Annotated in this window: 27 protein-coding genes; 15 read left to right on the top strand and 12 right to left on the bottom strand. The window is 39.0% G+C overall.

Annotation, left to right across the window (positions count from 1 at the left end):
- The first annotated feature begins 24 nt into the window (after window positions 1–24).
- Window positions 25–1,125, top strand: coding sequence for a chorismate synthase (gene aroC, locus VB691_RS06670; RefSeq protein WP_323290696.1), 1,101 nt, complete (start codon window positions 25–27; stop codon window positions 1,123–1,125).
- Complete coding sequence (locus VB691_RS06665; protein ID WP_323290695.1) at window positions 1,118–1,903, top strand: class I SAM-dependent methyltransferase; 786 nt, start codon at window positions 1,118–1,120, stop codon at window positions 1,901–1,903. The genes aroC and VB691_RS06665 overlap by 8 nt, the downstream gene beginning before the upstream one ends.
- 261 nt (window positions 1,904–2,164) lie before the next feature.
- Here VB691_RS06665 and VB691_RS06660 read toward each other — a convergent pair whose 3' ends face one another.
- The 3 genes from VB691_RS06660 to VB691_RS06650 form a co-directional block, all read right to left on the bottom strand.
- Complete coding sequence (locus VB691_RS06660; protein ID WP_323290694.1) at window positions 2,165–2,605, bottom strand: helix-turn-helix transcriptional regulator; 441 nt, start codon at window positions 2,603–2,605, stop codon at window positions 2,165–2,167.
- Between the two features lie 111 nt (window positions 2,606–2,716).
- Window positions 2,717–3,085 (bottom strand): DUF6932 family protein, encoded by a 369-nt coding sequence (locus VB691_RS06655; protein ID WP_323290693.1) that lies wholly within the window; start codon window positions 3,083–3,085, stop codon window positions 2,717–2,719.
- A 277-nt stretch (window positions 3,086–3,362) separates the two neighbouring features.
- Window positions 3,363–5,210 carry a polysaccharide deacetylase family protein gene (locus VB691_RS06650; protein WP_323290692.1) on the bottom strand — a complete coding sequence of 616 codons (1,848 nt, stop codon included), beginning with the start codon at window positions 5,208–5,210 and terminating at the stop codon, window positions 3,363–3,365.
- A gap of 293 nt (window positions 5,211–5,503) precedes the next feature.
- Between VB691_RS06650 and VB691_RS06645 the strand changes: the two genes are divergently transcribed.
- Window positions 5,504–5,797 (top strand): hypothetical protein, encoded by a 294-nt coding sequence (locus tag VB691_RS06645; RefSeq protein WP_416244796.1) that lies wholly within the window; start codon window positions 5,504–5,506, stop codon window positions 5,795–5,797.
- A gap of 102 nt (window positions 5,798–5,899) precedes the next feature.
- On the opposite strand, the gene rpiA is transcribed toward VB691_RS06645, so the two are convergent.
- Window positions 5,900–6,601, bottom strand: coding sequence for a ribose-5-phosphate isomerase RpiA (rpiA, locus tag VB691_RS06640; RefSeq protein ID WP_323290690.1), 702 nt, complete (start codon window positions 6,599–6,601; stop codon window positions 5,900–5,902).
- A 129-nt stretch (window positions 6,602–6,730) separates the two neighbouring features.
- The gene (locus VB691_RS06635; protein WP_323290689.1) at window positions 6,731–7,216 is read right to left on the bottom strand and encodes an RNA-binding protein; all 486 of its coding nucleotides are present in this window, start codon (window positions 7,214–7,216) and stop codon (window positions 6,731–6,733) included.
- A gap of 608 nt (window positions 7,217–7,824) precedes the next feature.
- Here VB691_RS06635 and VB691_RS06630 point away from each other — a divergent pair.
- Together VB691_RS06630 and VB691_RS06625 are read left to right on the top strand one after the other, a co-directional pair.
- The gene (locus VB691_RS06630) at window positions 7,825–7,989 is read left to right on the top strand and encodes an NblA/ycf18 family protein (protein ID WP_323290688.1); all 165 of its coding nucleotides are present in this window, start codon (window positions 7,825–7,827) and stop codon (window positions 7,987–7,989) included.
- A gap of 53 nt (window positions 7,990–8,042) precedes the next feature.
- Window positions 8,043–8,219: an NblA/ycf18 family protein gene (locus tag VB691_RS06625; RefSeq protein ID WP_323290687.1), complete on the top strand. Its 177-nt coding sequence runs from the start codon at window positions 8,043–8,045 to the stop codon at window positions 8,217–8,219.
- 114 nt (window positions 8,220–8,333) lie between these two features.
- Here VB691_RS06625 and VB691_RS06620 read toward each other — a convergent pair whose 3' ends face one another.
- Window positions 8,334–8,660, bottom strand: coding sequence for a hypothetical protein (locus VB691_RS06620; RefSeq protein WP_323290686.1), 327 nt, complete (start codon window positions 8,658–8,660; stop codon window positions 8,334–8,336).
- Between the two features lie 72 nt (window positions 8,661–8,732).
- Between VB691_RS06620 and VB691_RS06615 the strand changes: the two genes are divergently transcribed.
- Complete coding sequence (locus VB691_RS06615) at window positions 8,733–9,350, top strand: molybdenum cofactor guanylyltransferase (RefSeq protein WP_323290685.1); 618 nt, start codon at window positions 8,733–8,735, stop codon at window positions 9,348–9,350.
- On the opposite strand, the gene VB691_RS06610 is transcribed toward VB691_RS06615, so the two are convergent.
- Both VB691_RS06610 and VB691_RS06605 read right to left on the bottom strand, forming a co-directional pair.
- Window positions 9,347–9,670: a hypothetical protein gene (locus VB691_RS06610; protein ID WP_323290684.1), complete on the bottom strand. Its 324-nt coding sequence runs from the start codon at window positions 9,668–9,670 to the stop codon at window positions 9,347–9,349. The genes VB691_RS06615 and VB691_RS06610 overlap by 4 nt on opposite strands.
- Before the next feature lies 1 nt (window position 9,671).
- Window positions 9,672–10,031 (bottom strand): hypothetical protein, encoded by a 360-nt coding sequence (locus VB691_RS06605; RefSeq protein WP_323290683.1) that lies wholly within the window; start codon window positions 10,029–10,031, stop codon window positions 9,672–9,674.
- Window positions 10,032–10,204: 173 nt separating this feature from the next.
- On the opposite strand from VB691_RS06605, the gene VB691_RS06600 reads away from it, so the two are divergent.
- Window positions 10,205–10,522 carry a DUF3067 family protein gene (locus VB691_RS06600; RefSeq protein ID WP_323290682.1) on the top strand — a complete coding sequence of 106 codons (318 nt, stop codon included), beginning with the start codon at window positions 10,205–10,207 and terminating at the stop codon, window positions 10,520–10,522.
- Between the two features lie 2 nt (window positions 10,523–10,524).
- Here VB691_RS06600 and tatC read toward each other — a convergent pair whose 3' ends face one another.
- From tatC to VB691_RS06585, 3 genes are all read right to left on the bottom strand, one after another.
- Window positions 10,525–11,289, bottom strand: coding sequence for a twin-arginine translocase subunit TatC (gene tatC, locus VB691_RS06595; protein WP_323290681.1), 765 nt, complete (start codon window positions 11,287–11,289; stop codon window positions 10,525–10,527).
- Window positions 11,290–11,364: 75 nt separating this feature from the next.
- Window positions 11,365–12,741, bottom strand: a complete 1,377-nt coding sequence (locus VB691_RS06590; protein WP_416244792.1) for an RNA-guided endonuclease InsQ/TnpB family protein — start codon at window positions 12,739–12,741, stop codon at window positions 11,365–11,367.
- Between the two features lie 295 nt (window positions 12,742–13,036).
- Window positions 13,037–13,507 carry a photosystem I reaction center subunit XI gene (locus VB691_RS06585; protein WP_323290679.1) on the bottom strand — a complete coding sequence of 157 codons (471 nt, stop codon included), beginning with the start codon at window positions 13,505–13,507 and terminating at the stop codon, window positions 13,037–13,039.
- Window positions 13,508–13,732: 225 nt separating this feature from the next.
- On the opposite strand from VB691_RS06585, the gene VB691_RS06580 reads away from it, so the two are divergent.
- From VB691_RS06580 to VB691_RS06555, 6 genes are all read left to right on the top strand, one after another.
- Window positions 13,733–14,224: a photosystem I reaction center protein subunit XI gene (locus tag VB691_RS06580; RefSeq protein WP_323290678.1), complete on the top strand. Its 492-nt coding sequence runs from the start codon at window positions 13,733–13,735 to the stop codon at window positions 14,222–14,224.
- A 97-nt stretch (window positions 14,225–14,321) separates the two neighbouring features.
- A complete protein-coding gene (locus tag VB691_RS06575; protein ID WP_323290677.1) occupies window positions 14,322–14,438 on the top strand; it encodes a photosystem I reaction center subunit VIII in 117 nt (38 codons plus the stop codon).
- A gap of 219 nt (window positions 14,439–14,657) precedes the next feature.
- Window positions 14,658–14,897, top strand: coding sequence for a HypC/HybG/HupF family hydrogenase formation chaperone (locus tag VB691_RS06570; RefSeq protein ID WP_323291014.1), 240 nt, complete (start codon window positions 14,658–14,660; stop codon window positions 14,895–14,897).
- Between the two features lies 1 nt (window position 14,898).
- Entirely contained in the window at window positions 14,899–17,586 is a 2,688-nt protein-coding gene (locus VB691_RS06565; RefSeq protein WP_323290676.1) for a CHAT domain-containing protein, read from the top strand.
- Between the two features lie 296 nt (window positions 17,587–17,882).
- The gene (locus tag VB691_RS06560; RefSeq protein WP_323290675.1) at window positions 17,883–18,557 is read left to right on the top strand and encodes an S-layer homology domain-containing protein; all 675 of its coding nucleotides are present in this window, start codon (window positions 17,883–17,885) and stop codon (window positions 18,555–18,557) included.
- A 211-nt stretch (window positions 18,558–18,768) separates the two neighbouring features.
- Window positions 18,769–19,371, top strand: coding sequence for an REP-associated tyrosine transposase (locus VB691_RS06555; protein ID WP_323290674.1), 603 nt, complete (start codon window positions 18,769–18,771; stop codon window positions 19,369–19,371).
- A gap of 90 nt (window positions 19,372–19,461) precedes the next feature.
- On the opposite strand, the gene VB691_RS06550 is transcribed toward VB691_RS06555, so the two are convergent.
- Complete coding sequence (locus VB691_RS06550) at window positions 19,462–20,823, bottom strand: NAD(P)/FAD-dependent oxidoreductase (RefSeq protein ID WP_323290673.1); 1,362 nt, start codon at window positions 20,821–20,823, stop codon at window positions 19,462–19,464.
- Window positions 20,824–21,014: 191 nt separating this feature from the next.
- Here VB691_RS06550 and VB691_RS06545 point away from each other — a divergent pair, with 191 nt between their 5' ends.
- The gene (locus VB691_RS06545) at window positions 21,015–23,171 is read left to right on the top strand and encodes a polyribonucleotide nucleotidyltransferase (protein WP_323290672.1); all 2,157 of its coding nucleotides are present in this window, start codon (window positions 21,015–21,017) and stop codon (window positions 23,169–23,171) included.
- Window positions 23,172–23,341: 170 nt separating this feature from the next.
- On the top strand, window positions 23,342–23,483 hold a 142-nt coding region (locus VB691_RS06540), incomplete at its 3' end, for a helix-turn-helix domain-containing protein (protein ID WP_323291013.1).

Genomic DNA, 23,483 nt, shown 5'->3' with positions numbered 1-23,483 from the left:
AATTATTCAACTTGACACAAAAATATGGGTAACAGCTTTGGCCATCTATTTCGTATTACCACTTTTGGCGAATCTCACGGAGGAGGAGTCGGTGTGGTTATTGATGGTTGTCCCCCCCGTTTAGAAATATCAGAAGCAGATATTCAAATAGACTTAGATCGTCGTCGTCCCGGACAAAGTAAGATTACCACACCCCGTCGAGAAACGGACACCTGTGAGATTATTTCCGGTGTCTTTGAAGGGAAAACATTGGGAACCCCCATTGCTATTTTAGTCCGTAATAAAGACGCGCGATCACAAGATTATGATGAAATGTCCGTTAAGTTTCGTCCCTCCCATGCAGACGCAACCTATGAGGCCAAATATGGGATCAGAAATTGGCAAGGAGGGGGGCGATCTTCTGCTAGAGAAACTATTGGCAGAGTTGCAGCAGGGGCAATAGCAAAAAAAATCCTCCAACAAGTAGCTAATGTAGAAATTATTGGCTATGTTAAACGCATCAAAGACATCGAAGGAATAGTTGATCCCAATAGCGTTACCCTAGAACAAGTTGAAAGTAATATTGTTCGTTGTCCCGATCAAGAAACAGCCGAAAAAATGATAGATTTGATCGATAAAATTAGACGAGATAAAGACTCTATTGGGGGTGTGGTTGAATGTGTAGCCCGCAATGTTCCCAGAGGACTTGGTGAACCAGTTTTTGATAAATTAGAGGCAGATTTAGCCAAAGGAGTCATGTCTTTACCTGCAAGTAAAGGGTTTGAAATTGGCTCAGGGTTTGAGGGTACTTTATTAACAGGAAGCGAACACAACGACGAATTTTATATTGATGATAACGGAAACATTCGCACAACAACTAACAGATCTGGAGGTATTCAAGGAGGTATTAGTAACGGAGAAAATATCATTATTCGTGTTGCTTTTAAACCTACCGCAACCATTGGCAAAGAACAAAAAACAGTTACCACAAATAAAGAAAAAACCACTTTAGCGGCAAAAGGAAGACATGATCCCTGTGTTTTGCCTAGGGCCGTACCTATGGTAGAAGCAATGGTGGCCTTAGTTTTATGCGATCATTTATTACGTTGGCAAGGACAATGTGGGGTTTTAGGTATTAATGATTAATGATACCAATCAAACTACTTATCAAGCCAATGATATTGTTAGTTATTATGCACAATTAAGCCAACTACAACCTGCTGAAGCAACGATTTTAAACCTTCTTAAAGGGCAATTATCAAGTATGACAATGCTGGATATTGGAGTAGGAGGAGGACGAACAACAAAATACTTTGCTAGGTTGGTTAAGCAATATATTGGGATTGATTATTCTGCTGAAATGATTGCCGCTTGTCAGCAGAAATTTTCTAATGATTCCTCAATTTTATTAGAAGTAGGAGATGCTAGGGATCTCAGTCGATTTAATGATAATTACTTCGACTTTATTTTATTCAGTTTTAATGGCATTGATTATATGTCCCATGCTGATAGATTACAAGTTTTTCAAGAAATTAGTCGAGTTGGAAAACCTGGGGGATATTTCTTTTTTTCAACCCATAATCTTCAGGGAATTGAACGAGAATTTAATTGGCAAAACCACCTTAATATTAACCCAATCCTTACCTATGTTAATTTAGTGATGTTCGCGTTTTTACGTTTCTTTAATCGTCCTCTAACCTATCAACAATTACATAATTATCCTTATGCCATTATTCGGGATGAATCCCATAATTTTCGATTAAAAACTTATTATATTAGACCAATAGAACAAATTAAACAACTGCAAGGGATTTTTAATGATATCAAAGTTTATTCCTGGAAAACTGGTCAAGAAATCACAAATAAACAGCATCTCTGTTCTAATATTGATATGTGGCTTTATTATTTATGTTTAATTAAGTAATTAGAAAAAAGTCCAATATTTGTGTAGGGGCAAGGCATCAAAAAACTTGCTCTACCCATCGTAAATTTTTATACTTTGCCTTGCCCAATCTTAATATAAAAAGCATTATTGTTTAGCTTTTAAGTGTGTTTAATTAACAAGCAAAATAAATCAAAGCATTTTGCGACTTAGTGTAATAAGAAAACTTTGGGGACAAGGCAATAATAAGAAGATAGTTTAACCAGAAAATTTGCTCATGCCTTGTCCCTACAAAAAATTAGACTATATCTTTTTTAAAATAATCTCCTGTTTAATTTTAATATTGAGAGCATCCATTACTTCTAAAATTCGATAAAAACTAGCACTCTCATAAAAAGTAGCTTCATAACGCTGAATTTGCTGCGGTTTAAGGTCTAAAGATTCTGCTAACTGTTCTTGGGTTAGTCCTTTAGCAATTCTCGCTTTAATCAGTGCTTCGGGTAATTTACTGAATTCATCTAAAAACAATTGTTGAATTTTTCCGCTTTTTAATGCTTCATATTCTTGTACCTCCTCTTGTAATTCTTCCAGGGTACTCTCGAAGTTATTAAGATATAATTCATAACGCAATTTTTCATTTTCATCATTATCAGAAAATGAACGACTTTTTAATTCGGCTGTTTTTAGCTCGAATTCCCTAATTCTTTTTTTTGTAATACCATATTGGCGTTCATTGCAAATCATAGAAGTACATAGCTTTTAGCCTTACGAGTATATATTTTTGGGCTAGAGATTAAACTGAATTATTCCTTTTTTGTTACCATTCCTATCTTTTTGAAAAAATTCTAGATAAGTCTAACCCAATTCATCAGCTATCATACTAGCCGGAAAAAGTTCACCACCATACTTACTTTTTTGAGCAGCGCGGTTAACTCTATTTCCCCATAAAATGGGTTCTAAACTGTTTAAAAGTACCAGGTTAACGTCTTCCTCATCCCAACAGATATCAAAATCTTGTGGCCATCTTTTATTAGTTGCAAAACTGCCACCGATATAAATTTTACGACAGCCAGCATTTTTTAAAGGTTCACAAGCCATTTTTAGTCCTGCGATAAGCTTTTGACGACGTTTACCAAAGCCTAAAATATTTTCAACTTCTTGCCAGGTAGCAAGATGAATTCCGGCGGGTAAATTGCCGTTTTTCTCGAATTTTGGAATAGACATAATATTTTATATTTATTTATTTTTATCATTTTTTTCTGGTTGAACTCTTCATCTTTGAGTATAACACAATTTTTTTGTTGTGTTGTTGCCATACCATATTAGTATCTATGTATTTTATAACAAGACGCGCAACTAGGGGTCAACGGCCGTTGACCCCTAGATAAGCTGTTAAGCATTCAAATTTCCATAGCGATCTAAGCCCGTCAAGGGGTTCAGCCTCCAAAATACGCGGTTTAAATGCTTAACAGCTTAGCTCCATCTAATACAAAAAAACTATTTATTTCTTAGTTTCTAAAAGTGCAGATAAGGCGGGAAATAACACCACCACATGAGGAACAGGACGGGGAGTATATTCCACCACAGATTGTCCTTCAAAGGCCAAAGATGTACTCGCACCAGAATCTAACATAATGGCATCTCGAAACCCTAATTTCTGTAAAATTTCCCCTAATTGTATCGAATCAACGGGATCTTTTGACACCCCAATCATCGGTTGTCCTGATTGATGTATACCCCAAAAAGCGCGATGTCTGGGAACATAAAAATCAAATAAATTGCCAAAACTTTCATAAGATTGTGCCTGAGAATCTCTCACTAACCAAGCAGCCCCAACAAAGGCATCTGTGATTAATTCCCCGTCATGAGATTCCCCTTGAACCTCTTTCCAAGTGTTATGAATTTCCGCATCAAATGGCACAAATTTAACCCATTTATCAGTGATTAAAACTAAAGGTCTACCATTCAATCTTGGGTTTTCACTGGCATTCCCAGGCACAAATTCTCCCCCTTGACTCATTACAGGGCCAATCATTACATTGGAATCAAGATATTTTAATGAGAAAAAAGCCCCATCAACTGCCGCCATTGCATCTGTACCTGCAATAATTTCTGGTACTTGATAACGGCTGTCTGCGTGAATAGTACCAGGTTTGCCGCCATTAATTACCATTAAATTAATGCCATCAATTTTATGATCTCGCTTACTAATCTCCATTGTAAAATCAAATCCCCCATCTTCTTTTGGCCCAGGATAACCACCCCAAGCTTCTTGAGCAATAACGGTTAATTGTGATTGTCCAAACCGTCCAATACTTAATAAATCAGGAGATTGACCGGCAAAAATTTCTTGATTATCATCCATCGACAAGGCCATTTTATAACCTGCTGCCATTGTCCATTGTTTCACCCTAGCATCATACTTCCCTTCAGGATAAGTAAAATATTTAATCGGAATGCCTAATCTTTGCTCAAAAGTCTCTTTAGATGTGATGATTTCTTGAAATAATTCATCATCCGATAATTCCCGTAAATCTCTCGGATGCTTAATAGTATGAGAAGCAATGGTTACTAACGGGTCAGCGGCCATTTCTTTTAATTGTTCCCAGGTTAAACTAGAACGGGCAGTTTTGCCATCCATCTTGGTGACATAAACCGAAAAAACCGCCGGATAACCGTATTTTTTGAGCAACGGATAAACATATTTATAATGTCCCCCATACCCATCATCAAAACTTAATAAAATAGGTTTATCAGGTAAAGGAACGCCTTTTTGTAAATGGTCTAATAATAAATCAATACTAATTGGGGTTAAACCCTGTTCTTGAATATATTTAAAATGGGCTTCTAATTCTTCGGGGGTAACATCAAAAAAGACTTCCTTACGGGGCAAAATATCGTGATACATGAAGATGGGAACTTTGGCCCCTCTCGCACTCGGATGAATATTAGGAAAGGGTATCTCAACGGTATTACTAGCAGTTGAGGCTATTTTCCACAACTCAGGAAAGGTAGCGGGTGAAACAATGATTTTTTGTGTTGTTGCCCCATTTTCCAGAGGAATAACCCCATTTAAGCAGTTTTCTAAAGCTAAAGAAGTATTTTGAGCCGTATTTATGACATTTTTAGTCCCTAGTCCCAAACTTCCCGCGTCAGAAGCTAATTCAACATCGGGAGACTGACATTTGATAGAACGTTTGATCTCAGTTGTCTCTAAGGTCTGGTATTCGGTGGAATTATCGCCATAAACAGATTGAACGGTAATCAGTCCATAAACGGCCATCAGCACACCACTACCACAGCATAACGCTGATTTGAAATGAAGCCATTGAGAGGGCGAGGAAAACATAGGCTTTGTCTGAATGTTGACATACTCCAGAGAACAATCTTTAAAGCAAACCATGTCAAGTTTACACTACATGGCAAAAATTAACAAAAATTAACATCTTGTAAGACTAGGTTGATGAAACGTAGTATTGTTGCCTTTTGTTCATATCATGTAACAGACTTTTATCAAGTTTTTTAATAAACTTTTAAGATTTTGTGACAATCGGCTCTGGACAAACGAATTCAGCATATTGTAAAAGAGGAGCAGGCGCGATTGATCTCAGAGAAAGATCGTTCTTGTGTACTAATTAGGAGATGACCACTGTGTCTAATTTATTTCGTTCCCTCTTTCTAAGTGTGTTACTAAGCTTTGTTACCCCTGTATTATTACTAGGGGGACTCTTAGGGACACTGATAGCGGTTAGTTACATTCCAGGGGTTGCCTTAGTGGGGCAAATTGGAGAAAGCCAAATTTTGTCCTTTCTTTCAGTCTTTGGTGATGGATACCCCGTTCAAGGAGTGTTAACCATTGGCATCACTTGTGGAATGGTTGGCGGCCTCTTTGATGTCTTTAACTTCTATCTCTATCAAGATGTCCGTGGCCACTAGGTTTCAGGTTGAACAGGTAATCAGTAATTTGAACTTATTACCAGACAAAAAAGAGGACAAGGGAAAAATTGTCCCCTAAGCTGAATTATTTACGAGAAATTATTACAGTTCCCGTACAACTGGCTTATTATCAATAATTTCTCCCACTAAGACTACATCAGCAACCCCCACAAATAAGCCATTTTCCAGGACACCAGGAATATTGTTAATGGTTTTTTCGAGGGTAGCGGGATCATCAATACTGTCAAACTTCACATCAACGACCAGATTACCTTGATCCGTCACAACGGGGCCCGCTTTTCTCACCCCCATGCGTAACTCTGGTTTGCCCCCCAGTTGTGCTAATTTTCGCATCACAGGCACAACCGCTTTGGGAATGACCTCCACAGGCAACAAAAAGGTTGACCCTAGCTTATCCACCAGTTTATTAGCATCTACAACCACAATAAACTGTTCAGCTAAGCTATCAACAATTTTCTCTTGAGTATGGGCCGCCCCACCCCCCTTAATTAAGTTTTTCTGGGGATCAACTTCATCGGCCCCATCAATGGCGATATCAATGCGATCCACCACATCTAAAGTGCTTAAGGGAATATTATATTTTCGGGCTAACACTTCCGCCTGAAAAGATGTCGTTACACCGACAATATTCTTAAGTTCCCCTGACTGTAGACGCTCACCAATATATTGAATAGCATAGGCAGTAGTGGAGCCTGTCCCTAAACCGACAACTGAATTAGACTTAACGCGATCGGCGGCAGCTTTTCCTACCTCTTGTTTCATCATCTCAACTGGATCTGACATTCCTACGCTCCTTAATAATCAATAATTGGCTGAAATTTTAATTTCCAGAAATAAGAATAGGGGATGAGTCAGCCTTTGATCAACTATCTCTGGCTAAATAATCCATCCCTTATCTTAATTTTCCATCCCTTAGTTATTAGCAGCCGCTGTCAGCATTTCTTTTAGTTTCGTTAGCTCATCCGCCCAACGAGGATCAGGTTGAAAGCCTTCGTTGCTAGAACTTTGATGGGCTTTTTGACTGCGATCGCCGCGTTTTTTGCCACCGCCGCCGCTACCGCTACCTTTTTTCGCAGTAGCTGGTTTAGGGGTGGGAGCAGGTGCGCTGCTGGTTGTCGGGGTAGACTCCTCATCTTCTTTCCCTTTCGCGCGAGGATTGGCTATTTCGATTTTTAGGGGGCTATCCATAAAAAGCTGATCATTGTATTTTCCAATAAAATCATCAGCCATTTCATCAGTGGCCACGGTGACGAAAGCAAAACCCCGACATTTGCCCGTTTTGCGATCTTTGATCACTTTAATGGACATGATTTCCCCCGCATCTACAAATAAATCTTGCAGAGCTTGGCGTTCGATGTTTTCTTTGGGTAAGTTACCAACATATAGACGAATGGGCATTAGATATACCTCCGGTAATTGAGTTGAAAAAAAATTTGGTTAACTCGCCAGCAGCAAGCTATGAGTGATTGAGTTTGCTTTGCACTAGGCAAATAACTTCCCAACGACATCATTGCTTGATCACAGATATTTGTTTTAGCAATCTTTGCTCCTGCTGTCAAAATTGACTTTCCTTTAACGATGCTAGTGGCGTGATTGGTCATCATTGAGACTCGGCTTTTTCCAGTTCTGCCGATTGAGATGGATTGAACTGATACTGCCCTCTTAGATTATTACAGATTGTATAGACTATTCGTCAAATGATTCGACAAAAAATAATCAGGGTTTTTTGATGCTTTCCTTGTATACCTCTTAACTTTTGTTCACTTTGAGCAACTCTTTAGCAAAAAGCTTGCTAAAAATGATGTTATATGCTTAGTCATCTCATGGATCTGGGTAATCTAAATAGTAGTGGGGAACCTTACTAGAAACGGACTTGTGAGCATTGATTATACACAAGGTAGACATTCTGTCAAATCTTTGTTACATTGCTTTATATAAAGACAAAACAGAGAAACCAAGTTTCTCTGGCCAGTCCTAACACCAAATCTTTCCTAACAGGAGTCATTATGGAACCGATCTCTCGTGATTTAACCTTAGAGCAACAATTTGAAATGAAACGCATTAGTGATGCAGCTACCAACATGAGTCGGGAACAAGCAATGGAGCTTTTGCTTCAGGCTTCACGACTCCTGATGATTAAAACGAATGTCGTTCGCAACTTAGCCAAATAGGGCTATCCCTCAGTTAAATATCACCATCCATCATTACAGTTACGGAGGTTATCATGGACGCAACAGTCTTTGAATTATCGTTAGAACAAAAGTTTGAACTGCAATGTTTACAACAAGAGTTCCAAAATCTCGAACGGGAACAAGTCATCAAGTACCTAATCGATACCATGCAGCAAATCATGGCCCGAGATAATCTGATCAGAGATTTGATGAAAAATTCCTTGTTCTAATTTCTGGGGATTAGACGCTCTCCATCTCGTGCCAAGCTTCTATACATTGTAGGCGCCAAGGAAGAGGGGCAAAGGGGTGTCGGGGGGTCAACCCATTGACTCATTTTTCATGATTTAATTTTTTCTCTGCCAAACGCGAAACATGAACCCTAAACTAACCAAAACGTAGCCTGATGTCAATAAACCATTGAAATAGAGTAATCTTAATGTTAAGGTTTCCGACGCTTGTAATGAGCCAAACCATAACAAACCATAAGCGATCGCCCAAACCAAAGTTAGTCGAATAGACGCACGACTAGCAGATAATTCTTGACGACTTCCCTGATGACGAGATACAGTCCAGAGTGCAGGTATCCAACCGACTACAGGGATGAGATAGATTATTTGTTGTAACTTTTGTAGCTTTTTTTCTTGAAATGGGTCATGATCGACATCGTTCATAGCTTTAACGAGATTAATTCCCCCAACATAAGTTTAAAAGGGAAATCATCGGCCCGATCATTTTTGTCAAATATGGAAACATTTCTTAATCTTAGCCTGAGTGCCATTATCTTAGCCGGGGGAAAAAGTTCTCGCATGGGACAAGATAAAGCACTGCTTGAGGTTGGGGGTGTTCCCTTGCTGCAAAAGACTGCAACACTGATTCAAGCTATAGCAGACCCCATTTATATTATTACCCCTTGGAGTGAGCGTTATCAATCGATCGTGCCTCCTTCCTGTCATCTCTTGCGAGAAACCTTATTATCAGGAGATACTCAAGGGCCTTTAGTGGGGTTTGCTCAAGCATTGACATACATTAAAACTGAATGGGTGTTATTGTTGGCCTGTGATTTGCCGAATTTAAACGCCCCTGAGATCGAACAATGGTTAAGCTATTTAGTAAGGGTTTCACCAGCAGCGATCGCCTGTTTACCCCGTCATGCTAAAGGGTGGGAACCCTTATCTGGTTTTTATCGCCGTTGTTGTTTAAAGGACTTAGAAACCTTTATTGACTCAGGAGGGCGATCATTTCAAGGATGGTTAAAAAATAAGTGGGTTGAAGAACTTCCCGTTAGTGATTCTAATAGCCTATTTAATTGTAACACTCCGGCTGATTTATTGAAAATAAATAACACAATAAATCATTATTAATAATAAACTGAACCATCAGGACGTTTGTAGAACTGATAAGATGGCTTAATACTAAATATTGTTGGTAAACCATCAGCATCAATACAAATACAAATTGTCCCATCTTTTTGCACATTATAAACTTCCACAGATAGGCTAATTTCTAAATGATCAGCAGTTGTGATTATAATGTTTTTTTCGTCACTATTTAATAGTTCTTCATAAGATTTTTGCTCATATTCTTTTCCAATTTTATCGATTTCTTCTTGTAGAATTTGATAATTTTGATGTAGTATTTGTCGTTGTTTTTCCCTTAATGGTAATAACTCAATTAGTTTCATTTTATTGTTTTAATGGAAAAAATAAGAGTTGATCTAAGGGTAACTGATCAGCAGATAAATCAAAAATACTTTGCTGTGTATTACTAATTTTAATCGGTGGAAAACGCCTAAGTTGATCTGACCAATATTTTAATAATCCCACCTCCCCATAAACATAGATTTCAGCTAACCAGAATACAAAAGATCTCAGGATATGAGAAGGCATAAAATAAAATTCCCAATCAATTACATGATAGCGATTATAAATTTTATTTGGCAAGTCTAAATTAACATCTGGGCGTTTAATAAATTCTGACAAGGTTAACAGAGAATAACTAGACAAACCAGAATTATTGTATTCTATAGCTTGATATTCAGTCATCCATGTCTCTAACTTGTCAAGGAAATGCTTTTCAATTTGAAAAACCTTTGAAGGTATGAAAATACAAAATTTGGCAGTCATTTCAGGTTGATGAATGAAAAAAATACTATAATAATTTATACTGTAAAGGGTTGTAAATAAAAGACATTTTATTTAGTGAGGAATAAGGAATTATGACAGGCCAGGAATTACACGAACTTTTGTACAGTAAATGGGGAAGATCTTATGATATTCAACTGCGACGAGTCAAGGGCAAAATTTATTGTCAAGTTATGTGGAAATATCTCGAACAAGCATCTTTTCCCTTATCTGAGCAAGAATACTTTGAACATCTTAATGCGATCTCTAATTATTTAACTGCTTGGGGAAGTTTAGAACAAATCAAAGCTTATTTAGAAACCACGAATGAGCGTCCCCGTTTAGGAAAAGCGGTGAGTATTCCTTTAGATTTAGGAGAAAAAAGTTCTGAATGGATTTTAGATGATTTCTAACGTTATTTACCGCTTAATTTCACCATACCAACGCCCCCAAAATATAAACCTAATACAGCCCCTGCTAATAAAGATTGAGTCAAGGGATCGGTTGAAGGAGTTAAAATTGCTCCTAAAATAACTGCTCCTAAAACAACGATACGCCATCCTTTTAACATTTGTTCTGATGAGACAATGCCTAAGTTTCCTAAGATTAATTGAACCACCGGAATTTGAAAAGCAATTCCCGTACTAAACATTAATAATAAAACAAATTCAAAATAAAGATCAATTGACCAAGCTTGTTCAACAACATCAGCCCCATAAGTAATAAAAAAGTTTAAAGCGGCTGGAATTAAGGCCCAATAAGAAAAGCCAATTCCCGCAAAAAACAGGACGCTTGAGCCTAAAATAACAGGGCCTAATAACCGACGTTCACGACGAGTTAAACCTGGTAAAATAAACTGCATAACTTGATAAAGTATGAAAGGACTAGCGATTAATAATCCACTATAACCTGCGACTTTGATCGAAACAAAAAAGAATTCCCCTGGGGCAAGTTGTAAAAATTTAACCCCTTGGGCGGGAACTTCTAACCATTTTACTAAAGGTTTAACGACAATAAAACAGCCGATCATGCCAATAACAACCGCAATTAAACCATAAAAAATCCTTGTTCGTAGTTCGTCGAGATGATCAAATATAGACATCTCCACTTCATCAGGCATTTCATCAAGAAAGGGTTCCTTGTTTTCTTGAGCTTGGGTTTCTGTCTTAGTTGTTGTCATAAGAAATTGCGATCGCGTTTACCATTGACCATTGTTTGAAGAACCCCACCTTGCTAAAAGCTGAAGGTGGGGATTCTAACAGGGAATCGCTTCCCCATTCACCCACTCAAACAGACTTAACTGTTGAGGGTTCCCAGGCTCAATCTCCGACGAGACTGATATTTCCCGACCATTGGCCGAGCTTGTTGCTTCAAGCTTGAGCGTAACTTTCTCCGTGACCCGAAGTAGCTTGGATGGACTAATTCTAAGAGTTTCAATTCCTTTCAGTCCAATATTAATTGATGCTTGGATATCTGCATCACTAAAAAAACCGCAATTGAGACACAAAAAGTGTTCTTTATTGCGGTTTTCTTTTTGAATGTGTCCACAATGGGAACACTTTTGAGATGTCCATTTGGGGTTTACTTCTAAACAAATAGAGCCAAACTTTGCAGCTATCGACTGTATTTTGAGTTTAAGGTTTCCCCAAGAACAATCTCTAATTAATCGATTCAAAGCTTTTTTTGCTGATTGTCCATTTTTAAGAAAATTGCCGTTTTCATCCTGTTTAGCTCGACATTTTCTAATCATTCCTTGAATATTCAAATCTTCTAAAACAATGACATCAGCTAAACGAGTTAGGTGGTGAGCGATTTTCCATTGATAATCTTCTCTTTGATTAACTATTTTTTGGTCAATACGGGCTAATTTTCCGTAAGCTTTCTTCTCATTAGACGACCCTCTTTTCTTTCGAGAAGCCCTACGCTGTCTCAAAGTTTTTCTTTTAGACAGTTGTTTCTCAAATTGAGGATTTTCTATAAGCTTCCCATTACTTAAAGCTACAAGTTTTTTAATACCTAAATCACAGCCAATCCCAGTTTTGACTTGGTTTAAATCTAGTGGTTTTGATTGAGGAATATTTGGATTTTCTATGGTAATAGAAACATACCATCCATCAGCTTTTTGACGAACCGTTACACTTTTTAAGTTGAAGCCATCGGGGATATTTCGAGACTTTAAAAATCTCATCCACCCAATAGAGGGAAGATAGATTTTATTCTCTTTTAGTTTAATCTGTCTAGGGGGATAACTAAAACTTTTGAATCTCTGACGAGTTTTAAATTTAGGGTATCTTCTTCCATCAAAAAAGTTCTTGAAAGCTGTATCTAATCTTCTTAAATTTTGTTGCAGAACAGCACTGTATATCTTTTTATACCAGGGTCTAGACTTTTTTAAAAAAGTTAATTCTGACGATTGCATTTCATAGGCATTGCGCTTTTTGCCTGATTTCTTAAAAGGTTCTCCTAATCCCGAATTATTGGAAATCGAACAAGTTAGAGGACAACATTCGCTTTTTGTCTTTAAGTCTGAGTAGTTGCCCAGTTTGGGGTATTTAATTTGTTCGTAGGCATTTATTCTATCTTTTAAACAAAAATTGTAATGACTTCTGAGCAGATCTAGCCAGTTAGTCATTATGGTTTCTTGAGATAGTTTTGGTTTTAACTTGTACTTGTAAGCTAAAATCATTATTAACGTGGGTTTTTTTGACTAAAAATCTAAGTTTCCTTTTTTTATTGTAGTGGTTAATTGGTTAAATTACCACTATTTTTTATGGACTCCCTCTGGTCGGTTTATTTATTGGTCGCCATTCATCCCTAACTTGCAGAAGATTAAGGTATTCTGGCGACATCAAGATAAAAAAAACCACACCAATCACTCAAACAAGCAACAAGGTGTGGGTTATCAATGTTTTAGTGTTTTCTTCCTACTAACCTAAAATCTTTTGAAGTAGGTCAATATAGGGGGTTTGGCCGAGAAAATAGGCAAAAAGTGCGCCACCACAACCGCCAATCAAAAAACCATTGGCAAATTCACTCCAACCAATTTCAGTTCCCCAGTCTTCAGGGGGTTTCGGTGTTGTCAAAGTAGCGATCGGTTGACCAACCCCCACAGCGGCATAAAAAGAGAGGGCAATGGTTAAAATACAGACAAGACTAATTGCTGCCAATAAACCAGCAGTATTACCATATTCCGTATGACGTAGGGGGCCTAACCAAGCAAAGGGGCCAAAGAGAAAATAACCATGGGCCATACCAATTTCTAAACCGCGACGGTTAGGGGATAAACCCTGACGATAGGCCGGGAGATTTCTAATATAAGCCAGAGACAACCCCGAAGCATTAACAGGGGTGGCTAGGTTGCCAACTTGAGGATCACCCCCATGTCCAATTATATCCATCGTAATAAAGCTCTTGATTGTGACGAGTGCTTACCGATTCTTAACTTTACCTCTTTTGTTGCGGCAATGAGGGGCAAAATGTAAAGAATCTTTACTTAAATACAAAAATTCATAAATTTTTTTAACGTTAAAGCTAAATTTAACATTGGCTTGCGCCTTCTTCCCTAAAATGTAATCTTACAAGTCAAGCATCCTATTCACAAAAATCAGGAGGACTCAAGAAAAATGGCACAAACTGGATACACCCAGATGGTCAAGGCATACAATGATGACCCTTTTACTGGTCATTTATCAACCCCCATTTCTGACTCTGGCTTTACAAGAGCATTCATTTATAATCTTCCCATTTATCGCAAAGGACTCTCCCCCCTAGGGCGTGGTTTAGAAGTGGGACTTGCTCACGGTTATTTCTTGGTTGGACCTGAAATTATTTTAGGGCCTGGCCGTGATTTCTCGGCTGATCCCTATCTCGCTGCTTTATTAACCGCTATTGCGATCGTGATCATCGGTACCATGGGACTCAATGCACATGGTTTAGTCTCTCTCAAGAGTGCCACTGAATGCGCTCCCGAAACAGATGCCATGGAAACCTCTGAAGGTTGGAATCTATTTGCCAGCGGCTTTTTCCTTGGTGGTACAGGTAGTGCCTTTATGGCCTATTTCTTGCTTGACAAGTTTTCTACCATTGATGCGATTTTCCGTGGCTTAGTTAACTAAAAATACCCGGAAACTAGCTAATTCGGTTCTCGTTGTTTCAAATTTTTGAAAAAGTTCTTGACCAAATTCAAAAGAAAACTCACAGGAGAATAATCACATGACTGGTGCTTATGCAGCGTCTTACCTACCTTGGATTTTAATTCCCACCATCACTTGGCTGATGCCACTTGTTGTCATGGGGCTTTTGTTTATCTACATTGAACAGGATGCTTAACTTGACAAAATATGGAGAATTAGGAATTTTTTATTCTTTAACATAATTTTCTCCATCCCTGAGAAGGCTTCACTTAAAATTTTAAGTGGAGCCTTATTTTTTAAATCTTAACAACTCGTTAAGAATACAATGATAGATTCTTTTAATGCAGTTTTTTTTGAAGAATTGTGTTACAAAAATAAGGTAAGACTTAGCTATAAATTTGAGGGAATAATAAAAATGTGTTTAGCCGTACCTGGAAAAGTAGTTAGTATTAGCGGAGATGAACCTTTGCTGAGAAAAGGAAAAGTTAGTTTTGGGGGCGTAATTAAAGAAGTTAGTTTAGCTTATGTTCCTGATGTAAAAATTGGGGATTATGTGATTGTTCATGTAGGCTTTGCTTTAAGTATTTTAGATGAAGAAGCAGCAGAACAAAGTTTGGCAGAGTTTCGGGAAATGGAAGCGATCTTAGGTCAATGATATGTTAGTTCGTTTTCTTCGCTTTTTACTGTTGCTATGCCTTAGTTTAACCCTGACTCTTTCTTCTGGCTATTTTCCTCTCTATTCTCAAGTGATAGCATCTTCTGCTGAAGTTGAGGAACAACAGGCAAAAGAATGGTATCAACAGGGACAAATCAATCAAGCTATTGATATTTGGCAAAAAACCGCGAAAAACTATGCACAACAGGGAGAAATAATCAGTCAGGCACGAATTCTCGGTTATCTCGCTTTAGCTTATGCTCAACTGGGAGAGTGGCAGGAGGCAGAAACCGCTATTAACCAGAGTTTAGAGCTATTACAGTCCAAAAAAGCGCAAATAGAGGCTACACCTGTATTTGCCGAAGCTTTAAACATTCAGGGAACATTATTCTTAGGTAGAGGAGATGGTTTATCCGCCTTATCCAGTTGGGAAGAAGCCACCAACATTTATGAGAAAATCAAAGACAATGCTGGCATTTTACGCACCAAAATTAACCAAGGAAGGGCATTACAAGCCTTGGGTTTGTATCAGCGAGCTTGCCGTCATTTGTTGGATACCTTAGCTGATAGCCCCCTTAATTGTCAGGATCTCACCTCTAATAGTTTAACTCCTTTACTGCCTAAAACTTTGACTCCCCTCGAACAAGCTGGATGGCTCAGTTTAGCTCAAACATTGCGTCAAGAGGGCAATTTAGATGGTTCTCAGACTATTTTAGAATACATCTTAACCCAGTTACCGAGTGAGGAGACAAAAACTTCTATTTTGTTTAGTTTAGGTCAAATTTTGGAAGTAGAGAAGGATATTCAAGGGGCGAAAGAAAATTATCAACAGGCGATCACTCAAGCTGTTACCCGTGAGACACAATTAAAAGCACAATTAGCTCAATTAAACTTATTAATTCAACAAAAATACTTTTTAGAAGCTGCCACTATTGTAGAAGAAATTGAGAAAATTTTAGCTGACTTTCCGGTTAATCAAACTAAAATTGATTCTCAACTTTATTTAGCATCAATTTTATTAACTTGGAGTAAAATTGCTGTTGCTTCTAATAAATTACCTTCTTGGCAAAAAATTGAAGCACTATTAAAACAAGTACAAGAAAATTCCCAATTAATTAATTATCGTCAGGGGGAAGCTTATGGGTTAGGTGATCAGGGAAAACTTTATGAAATATTAGCTTTAACCCAAACTTGTAAAAACAATTTATCTCCTTTAATAGATTGTTCAATCACCTATCATTTTTCTGATCTTAATAAACTGACTTTGACAACAGAAAAAATTAGGGAAAAAGCACAAAATTTAACGGAACAAGCTTTAATGAAATCTCAAGCTATTCAATCAGATGATATTACCTATATTTTGCAGTGGCAACTGGGGAGAATTTTTGCTGCTGCTGGACAAAAAGAAGCAGCAATTACGGCTTATTTAGAAGCGGTTAAAACTTTAAAATCTGTCACTGTTGATTTAATTAATAATAGAGATTTTCAGTTATCTTTTAGAGAAAAAGTTGAACCAGTTTACAGAGAATTACTAAGTTTATTACTACCCCAAAATAATCAAGAATTAGTTGAACAAGACAATTTAAAAGAAGCTCGAAAACAAATAGAAGCTTTACAAGCGGCTGAATTAAATAACTTCTTTCAGGATATTTGTGTAGTTAGTCAACCGATTGATATTAGTAACATCGATCCTTCTGCGGCTATTTTATATCCCTTAATATTACGCGATCGCCTAGTAGTTTTAACCAGTTTACCTAATCAACCATTAGAAGTTAATGTGACACAAATTGCTCAAAATGAATTAGAAGAAATTGTTAGAAAATTTCGCTATCATATAGTTATTCGTAGTCAAAGAGAATTTTTTGATTATGGTCAAACCCTTTATCAATGGTTAGTTAAACCCTTGGTTTCTCATCTGGAAAAATCTAAAATCAAAACCTTAGTTTTTGTGCCTGATGGAGTATTTAGAAATATTCCCATGAGTGCTTTATATGATGGGCAAAAATATCTAATTGAAAACTATCAAGTTGCCTTGACTCCTGGCCTGACTTTATTATCCCCTCAACCCTTAAAGAATCAGCAATTAAACACCTTATTTTCCGGCTTAACAGAAACAGTTAAAAAAGAAGGCTTAATTCCTTTATTTTATGTTAAACAAGAATTAAAGTCCGTTCAATCTCAAGTTCCTACTACCGTTTTACTGAATGAAGAATTTACCGTTAACAACCTACGAAAGACCTTAGAAAATAGCTATTTTCCCATTGTTCATTTAGCCACTCATGGACAATTTAGCTCAGAATTTGACAAGACATTTTTAGTTGCTTGGAATAGTTTAATTAATGTCTTAGAATTAGAAAGATTATTGAAAGAAAATGACCCCAGAGGCAATAACCCCATTGAACTATTAATCTTAAGTGCTTGTGAAACAGCATCAGGAGATAGTCGCGCTGCATTAGGGTTAGCGGGGTTTGCTGTGCGGGCCGGGGCGAGAAGTACCTTAGCCACCTTATGGTCAGTAAATGATCAAGCTGCGGCAGTAATTATGAAACAATTTTATCGTCAATTAGCCACTAAAAAATCATCAAAAGCAGAAGCCTTAAGACAAGCACAATTAGCTATGTTAAAAAATCCCTGGTATAAGCATCCTTTTTATTGGTCAGCTTATATTTTAGTCGGTAATTGGCTTTAGATTCAACAATTGACAATGAACAATGGACAATTGACAATTACCTCTACCTAAAAGGTAGAGGATTGAAAATAAGGAAAAATTTTTTAATTTCTCCCCTTAAAAGAGGAGGTTTTAAACCAAATTAACCAATTGTCAATTGTCAATTGTCAATTGTCCATTGATAAGGGGGAATGGGAACCGAATTTGCTCGGCTCTCGTCTTCATTTAAGAAATAAGTCTATCAAAGGCGAATGTTCGGTTTTTTAAGAAAAATCCTCGAATTTTTGTGTCGTTAAAGCCCAAGGAGAAAATTAAGAATGTTAGCTAAAAAAATACAAGTCATAACAACTGCCGCCGGGATTTGGATGGCTTTAACAGGAGTAAGTTTAGCGCAGAAATTTACCGATATTAAGGGTAATCCCTATCAATCGGAAATTGAAAAAGCAGCGAATATGCTAGTTGTTTCAGGGTTTCCTGATCAAACTTTTCGCCCTCAAGATTCAGTGACGCGAGAACAAGCAATTTCTATGATCGTTGATGGACTGAATACCCTTGTTGCCATTAATATTAACGCAAAACCCAAGAACCGAGTTCAACCTTTTTTAGACGTTGAGCAATCTCGCTGGAGTGCGGCTAAAATTAATTGGGCCCAATGGAATATTCTGCCCGAAGAAACCGCCACCGGAAATTTTAGACCGACTGACTACGTTACTAGAGCAGAATTGCTGGGTTTTCTCCGTCGCTCAGCCGAACTTCTTAAGGCAAAACTAGGCAAAGAAACCGTTCTCAATGCCACCAAAAAAACTATTAACTTCTCCGATGTTTCAGGCTATAATCAACAGCTAACCAGGCAAATGTCTGCCTATTGTGGTATTGCGTCCCCTGTCAACGAAGAAGGAGAAACATTTGCTCCCGATCAGCCCGCAAAGCGTGATTACACTACTGCAGCCATTTTACGAACTATCAATTGTGTTCAAAACGATCCTAAGTAGTTTCATCGGTGCGGCTAAGCTGAAACGTCTTTAAAATGCGTTTTAGTAAGTCAGAAGTCAGTAGTGGCTTAATAATATTAAGCCCCTACTTTCTTCTTTTGATAATAGTTTTGGCATCAATTCCAATTCTGAAAGTTCTTTCTATGCTATCTTAAGTTTAACACTGGAACAGAAACCGAGTTTCTTGAAGAAACTCGGTTTCTTAGACGTTATGATGATTGAATTAATCCAGAAACTCGATATGCCCTATCGTGAAACTATCTTTCAAGCAGGACAATATTATCACATTTATAATCGGGGGAATAATCGTCAGAATATCTTCTTTGAAAGGGAAAACTATCTTTTTTTTCTGCGATCGCTTCGTAGATATTTACTGGCAGAAACCCTAGATATTATTGCTTATTGCTTGATGCCTAACCACTATCATCTTTTAGTTTGCCTCAAAACAGCAGATCTTTCTGCTGCGATGCAAGCTTTTTCCTTGTCTTACACAAAGGCGATGAATCGGCGATATGATCGGGTTGGTTCCTTGTTCCAAGGGCGGTTTCAGGCGATTCTAGTTGATCGCACAGAATATTTATTAAATTTGTCGAGGTATATTCACTGGAATCCTGTGAAAGCGGGCTTAGTGAAGCAGCCGCAGGATTGGGAATTTTCGAGCTTTCACGAATATGTGGGATTGCGAGGGGGAACGCTGCCTAAGACTGAGGATATCTTGGCGATTTTGGGATCAGAAGATGCTTGTCATTCATATATGAGGATGGAGATGGATACTATATCGTCAGGTTTGAGGGGATTGCTGTTAGATAAGTGAAGGGAACCTAGAAATCGGGTTTCTTAAGGGGAACAGGGAACCCAGAAATCGGGTTTCTAAGAGAAACCCGATTTCTTATACACAGAAATATTAGCGAATCACAGGGGTTGGATTTTCTGTTAGTTCAGATGGCATTTCTTGGGGTTTAACCTTGAGTTTTCCTTCCCCTTCTCCCGTAATTAAACGGGCCCCACGGCCACGGGTGAAATAATTCCAACCCCATTGCACCATCACCACCAATTTATTATCAAATTCAATGAGATAGTAAATATGGGCCCAAACCCAAATAAACCATGCAAGGAACCCTGAGAATTGAGCAAATCCTAAATTAACCACCGCCTTATTCATACCAATTACAGCCAGATTTCCATAATCTTCATAGGAAAATGGAGGTAAAGACTCCCCTTTAAGGCGTTTTTTGATTAATTTAGCAATGTATGCCCCTTGTTGCATAGCTACGGGTGCAACCCCAGGTAAAGGCCGTTCCCCTTGGTGGGCAAAATTCGCTAAATCACCCAAAACAAAGATATCAGGATATCCTGGTACAGTTAAATCAGGCTCAACGATCACCCGTCCTACCCGATCTAATTCTGCCCCAGTTCGTTCTGCCAAAACTTTACCCATTTTCGACGCTTTCACCCCGGCAGCCCATAAAATGGTACGGGAGGCGATTTGTTTGATTTGTTCCCCTTGACGCACCGTTACAATGTGGTCATTGATATCCGTAACCATAGACTGGGTTTGGACTGTTACTCCTAAATTCCTCAAGTCCTCAGCCGCTTTGGCCGATAATTCAGGAGGATAGGGAGGTAAGACCCGCTCTAACCCTTCAATCAATAAAATTTTGGCATCTTTGGAGTTAATACTGCGAAAATCTCCACTCATCGCACTGTGAGCAATTTCTGCGATCGCCCCTGCTAATTCGACTCCGGTGGGGCCACCACCCACAATGACAAAGGTTAACCAAGCTTGACGTTTTACGGGATCAGTTTCCTTTTCCGCAGCTTCAAAGGCCATAAAAATGCGGCGACGAATTTCGATCGCATCTTCAATAGTTTTGAGGCCAGGGGCTAAAGTAGACCATTGATCATTGCCAAAATAATGATGACTGACTCCCGTGGCCAACACCAAAATATCATAGGGAATGGGTTCATGATCAGCTAATATAACCTGTTTCTTTTGAGGATCAAGATCAATGGCATGATCTAACAAAACCTTCGTATTTTTGTTCTGACGTAACACCAAGCGCAACGGGGAAGAAATATCCGCCGGAGACAGAATTCCTGTAGCCACCTGATAAAGTAAGGGTTGAAAAAGATGGAAATTTCGCTTATCAATGAGGGTAACTTCAACAGAGGTATGATTGAGGTCTTTGGCCGTATATAAACCGCCAAAGCCACCACCGATAATCACAATTTTTGCTTGAGTATCTAAAAGTTTACTATTGACCATGATTTAGACTCCTATTTAGTAACATAACGCCTCATCCTAGGTAAAGATTCCCTCATAGATAGTTTAAGGGGAATCATCATTTAAGGAAGTAACGACAGTTACGGCCATAAAACCATCGCGCTAGGTTCCTTAAAAATGTTAGGATTGCGACAGAAGAAGAAACGTGATAACAAAAAAGGAACAAACGCTACATGCAAGAGTTTGACAAGTCAATATCTTTTGACGGACGGGATATTAGGCTCAAGTTAGGGTTGTTAGCCCCCCAAGCAGGGGGAGCAGTCTTAATTCAGTCCGGCGATACGGCAGTTTTGGTGACAGCAACCAGGGCCAAAGGAAGAGAAGGCATAGATTTTCTGCCCTTAATCGTAGATTATGAAGAAAGACTCTATGCCGCAGGGCGTATTCCAGGAGGGTTTTTACGGCGAGAAGGCCGTCCCCCAGAAAGGGCCATTCTCATTAGTCGTCTGATTGATCGCCCCCTACGGCCCCTATTTCCCCACTGGTTACGGGATGATATTCAAATCATTGCGACAACTTTATCAATGGATGAAGAAGTTCCCCCCGATGTTTTAGCAGTCACAGGGGCTTCTATTGCCGTGATTCAAGCCCAAATCCCTTTTTATGGGCCAATGGCAGCCGTAAGAGTAGGATTAGTTGGCGATGACTTTATTATTAACCCCACTTACCGAGAAGTGGAAAATGGGGATCTTGATCTCGTGGTGGCCGGAAGTCCTGACGGGGTAGTCATGATCGAAGCAGCGGCCAACCAACTCCCCGAACAAGATGTCATTGAAGCCATTGACTTTGGTTATGAGGCCGTCAGAGATCTGATTAAAGCCCAACAGGAAATGATGCAAGAGTTGGGTATGGAATTAGTTAAGGCCGAACCTCCAGCCGTCAATGAAGTGTTAGAAGGGTTTATCCGCGATCGCACTGCTGACTCCATTAAAAAAGTCCTGATGCAATACGATTTCGATAAAGTCAAACGGGATGCGGCCCTGGATGAAATTAAAGATACAGCCATCACAAGCGCGATCGCCGAACTTCCTGAAGAAGATCCGATTAAAGTAGCTGCCACAGAACAACCGAAAGCGGTTAGCAACATCTACAAAGATCTGACCAAAAAATTAATGCGCTCTCAGATCGTTAATGACGGGGTTCGGGTAGATGGTCGCAAATTGGATGAGGTACGTCCCATCTCCTGTCGTGTTGGCCTCTTACCTGCGCGGGTACATGGTAGCGGACTCTTTAACCGAGGACTGACTCAAGTGCTATCCTTGGCGACTCTAGGAACCCCAGGAGATGCCCAAGATTTAGGCGATGACCTCCATCCCGAAGATGAAAAACGCTATCTCCATCATTATAATTTCCCTCCCTTCTCTGTTGGGGAAACCAAGCCTATGCGTTCTCCAGGACGACGAGAAATTGGTCATGGTGCCTTAGCAGAAAGGGCTATTCTTCCTGTCTTACCCCTACAAAGTGATTTTCCCTATGTGTTGAGGGTTGTCTCAGAGGTTATATCGTCTAATGGTTCAACCTCCATGGGATCGGTTTGTGGGTCTACTTTAGCCTTAATGGATGCTGGAGTTCCCCTTAAAAAGCCTGTTAGTGGGGCCGCTATGGGGCTGATCCGAGAAGGAGATGAGGTGCGTATCCTCACGGATATTCAAGGCATTGAAGACTTTTTAGGGGATATGGACTTTAAAGTCGCTGGTACCGATAGCGGGATCACTGCCTTACAGATGGATATGAAAATTACGGGACTTTCTATGGAAGTGGTGGCCCAAGCTATTAAACAAGCCCTTCCCGCCCGTTTACATATTCTCGAAAAAATGCTGGCTACTATCGAAAAACCCCGCGCTGAACTATCTCCCTATGCGCCTCGTCTATTGACTATGAAGATCGATCCAGAAATGATTGGTCTTGTCATTGGCCCTGGAGGTAAAACCATTAAGGGAATTACGGAACAAACTGGCTCTAAAATCGATATTGCTGATGATGGAACGGTGACGATCGCTGCTATTGAAGCGGAAAAAGCGGAAAGAGCTAAACAAATTATCTACAACATGACCCGCAAACTCAATGAGGGAGAGGTTTATGTGGGCCGTGTTACCCGTATTATCCAAATCGGGGCTTTTGTCGAAGTTTTGCCAGGCAAAGAGGGCATGATCCATATTTCCCAATTGGCTGAAGGCCGTGTGGGTAAAGTAGAGGATGAGGTAGCCGTAGGCGATGAAGTGGTGGTTAAAGTACGGGAAATTGATAACAAAGGCCGTCTCAATTTAACCCGTTTGGGTATTCATCCTGATGAAGCAGCCGCGGCCCGTAAAGCAGCGACCCCTGTTTAATCGCTAAGTTGATGAGGTTAGGGGTTAGGTTTGAATGTGTTGCAGATTAGACTATAACCGAATTTTTCCCCAACCCCTAACCCCTAACCCCTAACCCCTAACCCCTTTACGCAGCTTGACATTCTGCGTAAAGGGGTTACGATAGGAGAGTATTCAAATTTTACAGAGAAATGTTAACCCTGACTTACGAGTACAAGCTAATTCCAGATAAACAGCAAATTGAGGTTATTGAAAACACCTTGGATGTCTGCCGTTCAGTCTGGAATTATGCTTTGAGAGAACGTAAAGATTGGTTAAATTCTCGTAAATCTC

The sequence above is a fragment of the Crocosphaera sp. XPORK-15E genome (assembly GCF_034931425.1).
Taxonomy (GTDB): domain Bacteria; phylum Cyanobacteriota; class Cyanobacteriia; order Cyanobacteriales; family Microcystaceae; genus UHCC-0190.
This window is presented reverse-complemented; position numbering and strand designations above follow the sequence as displayed.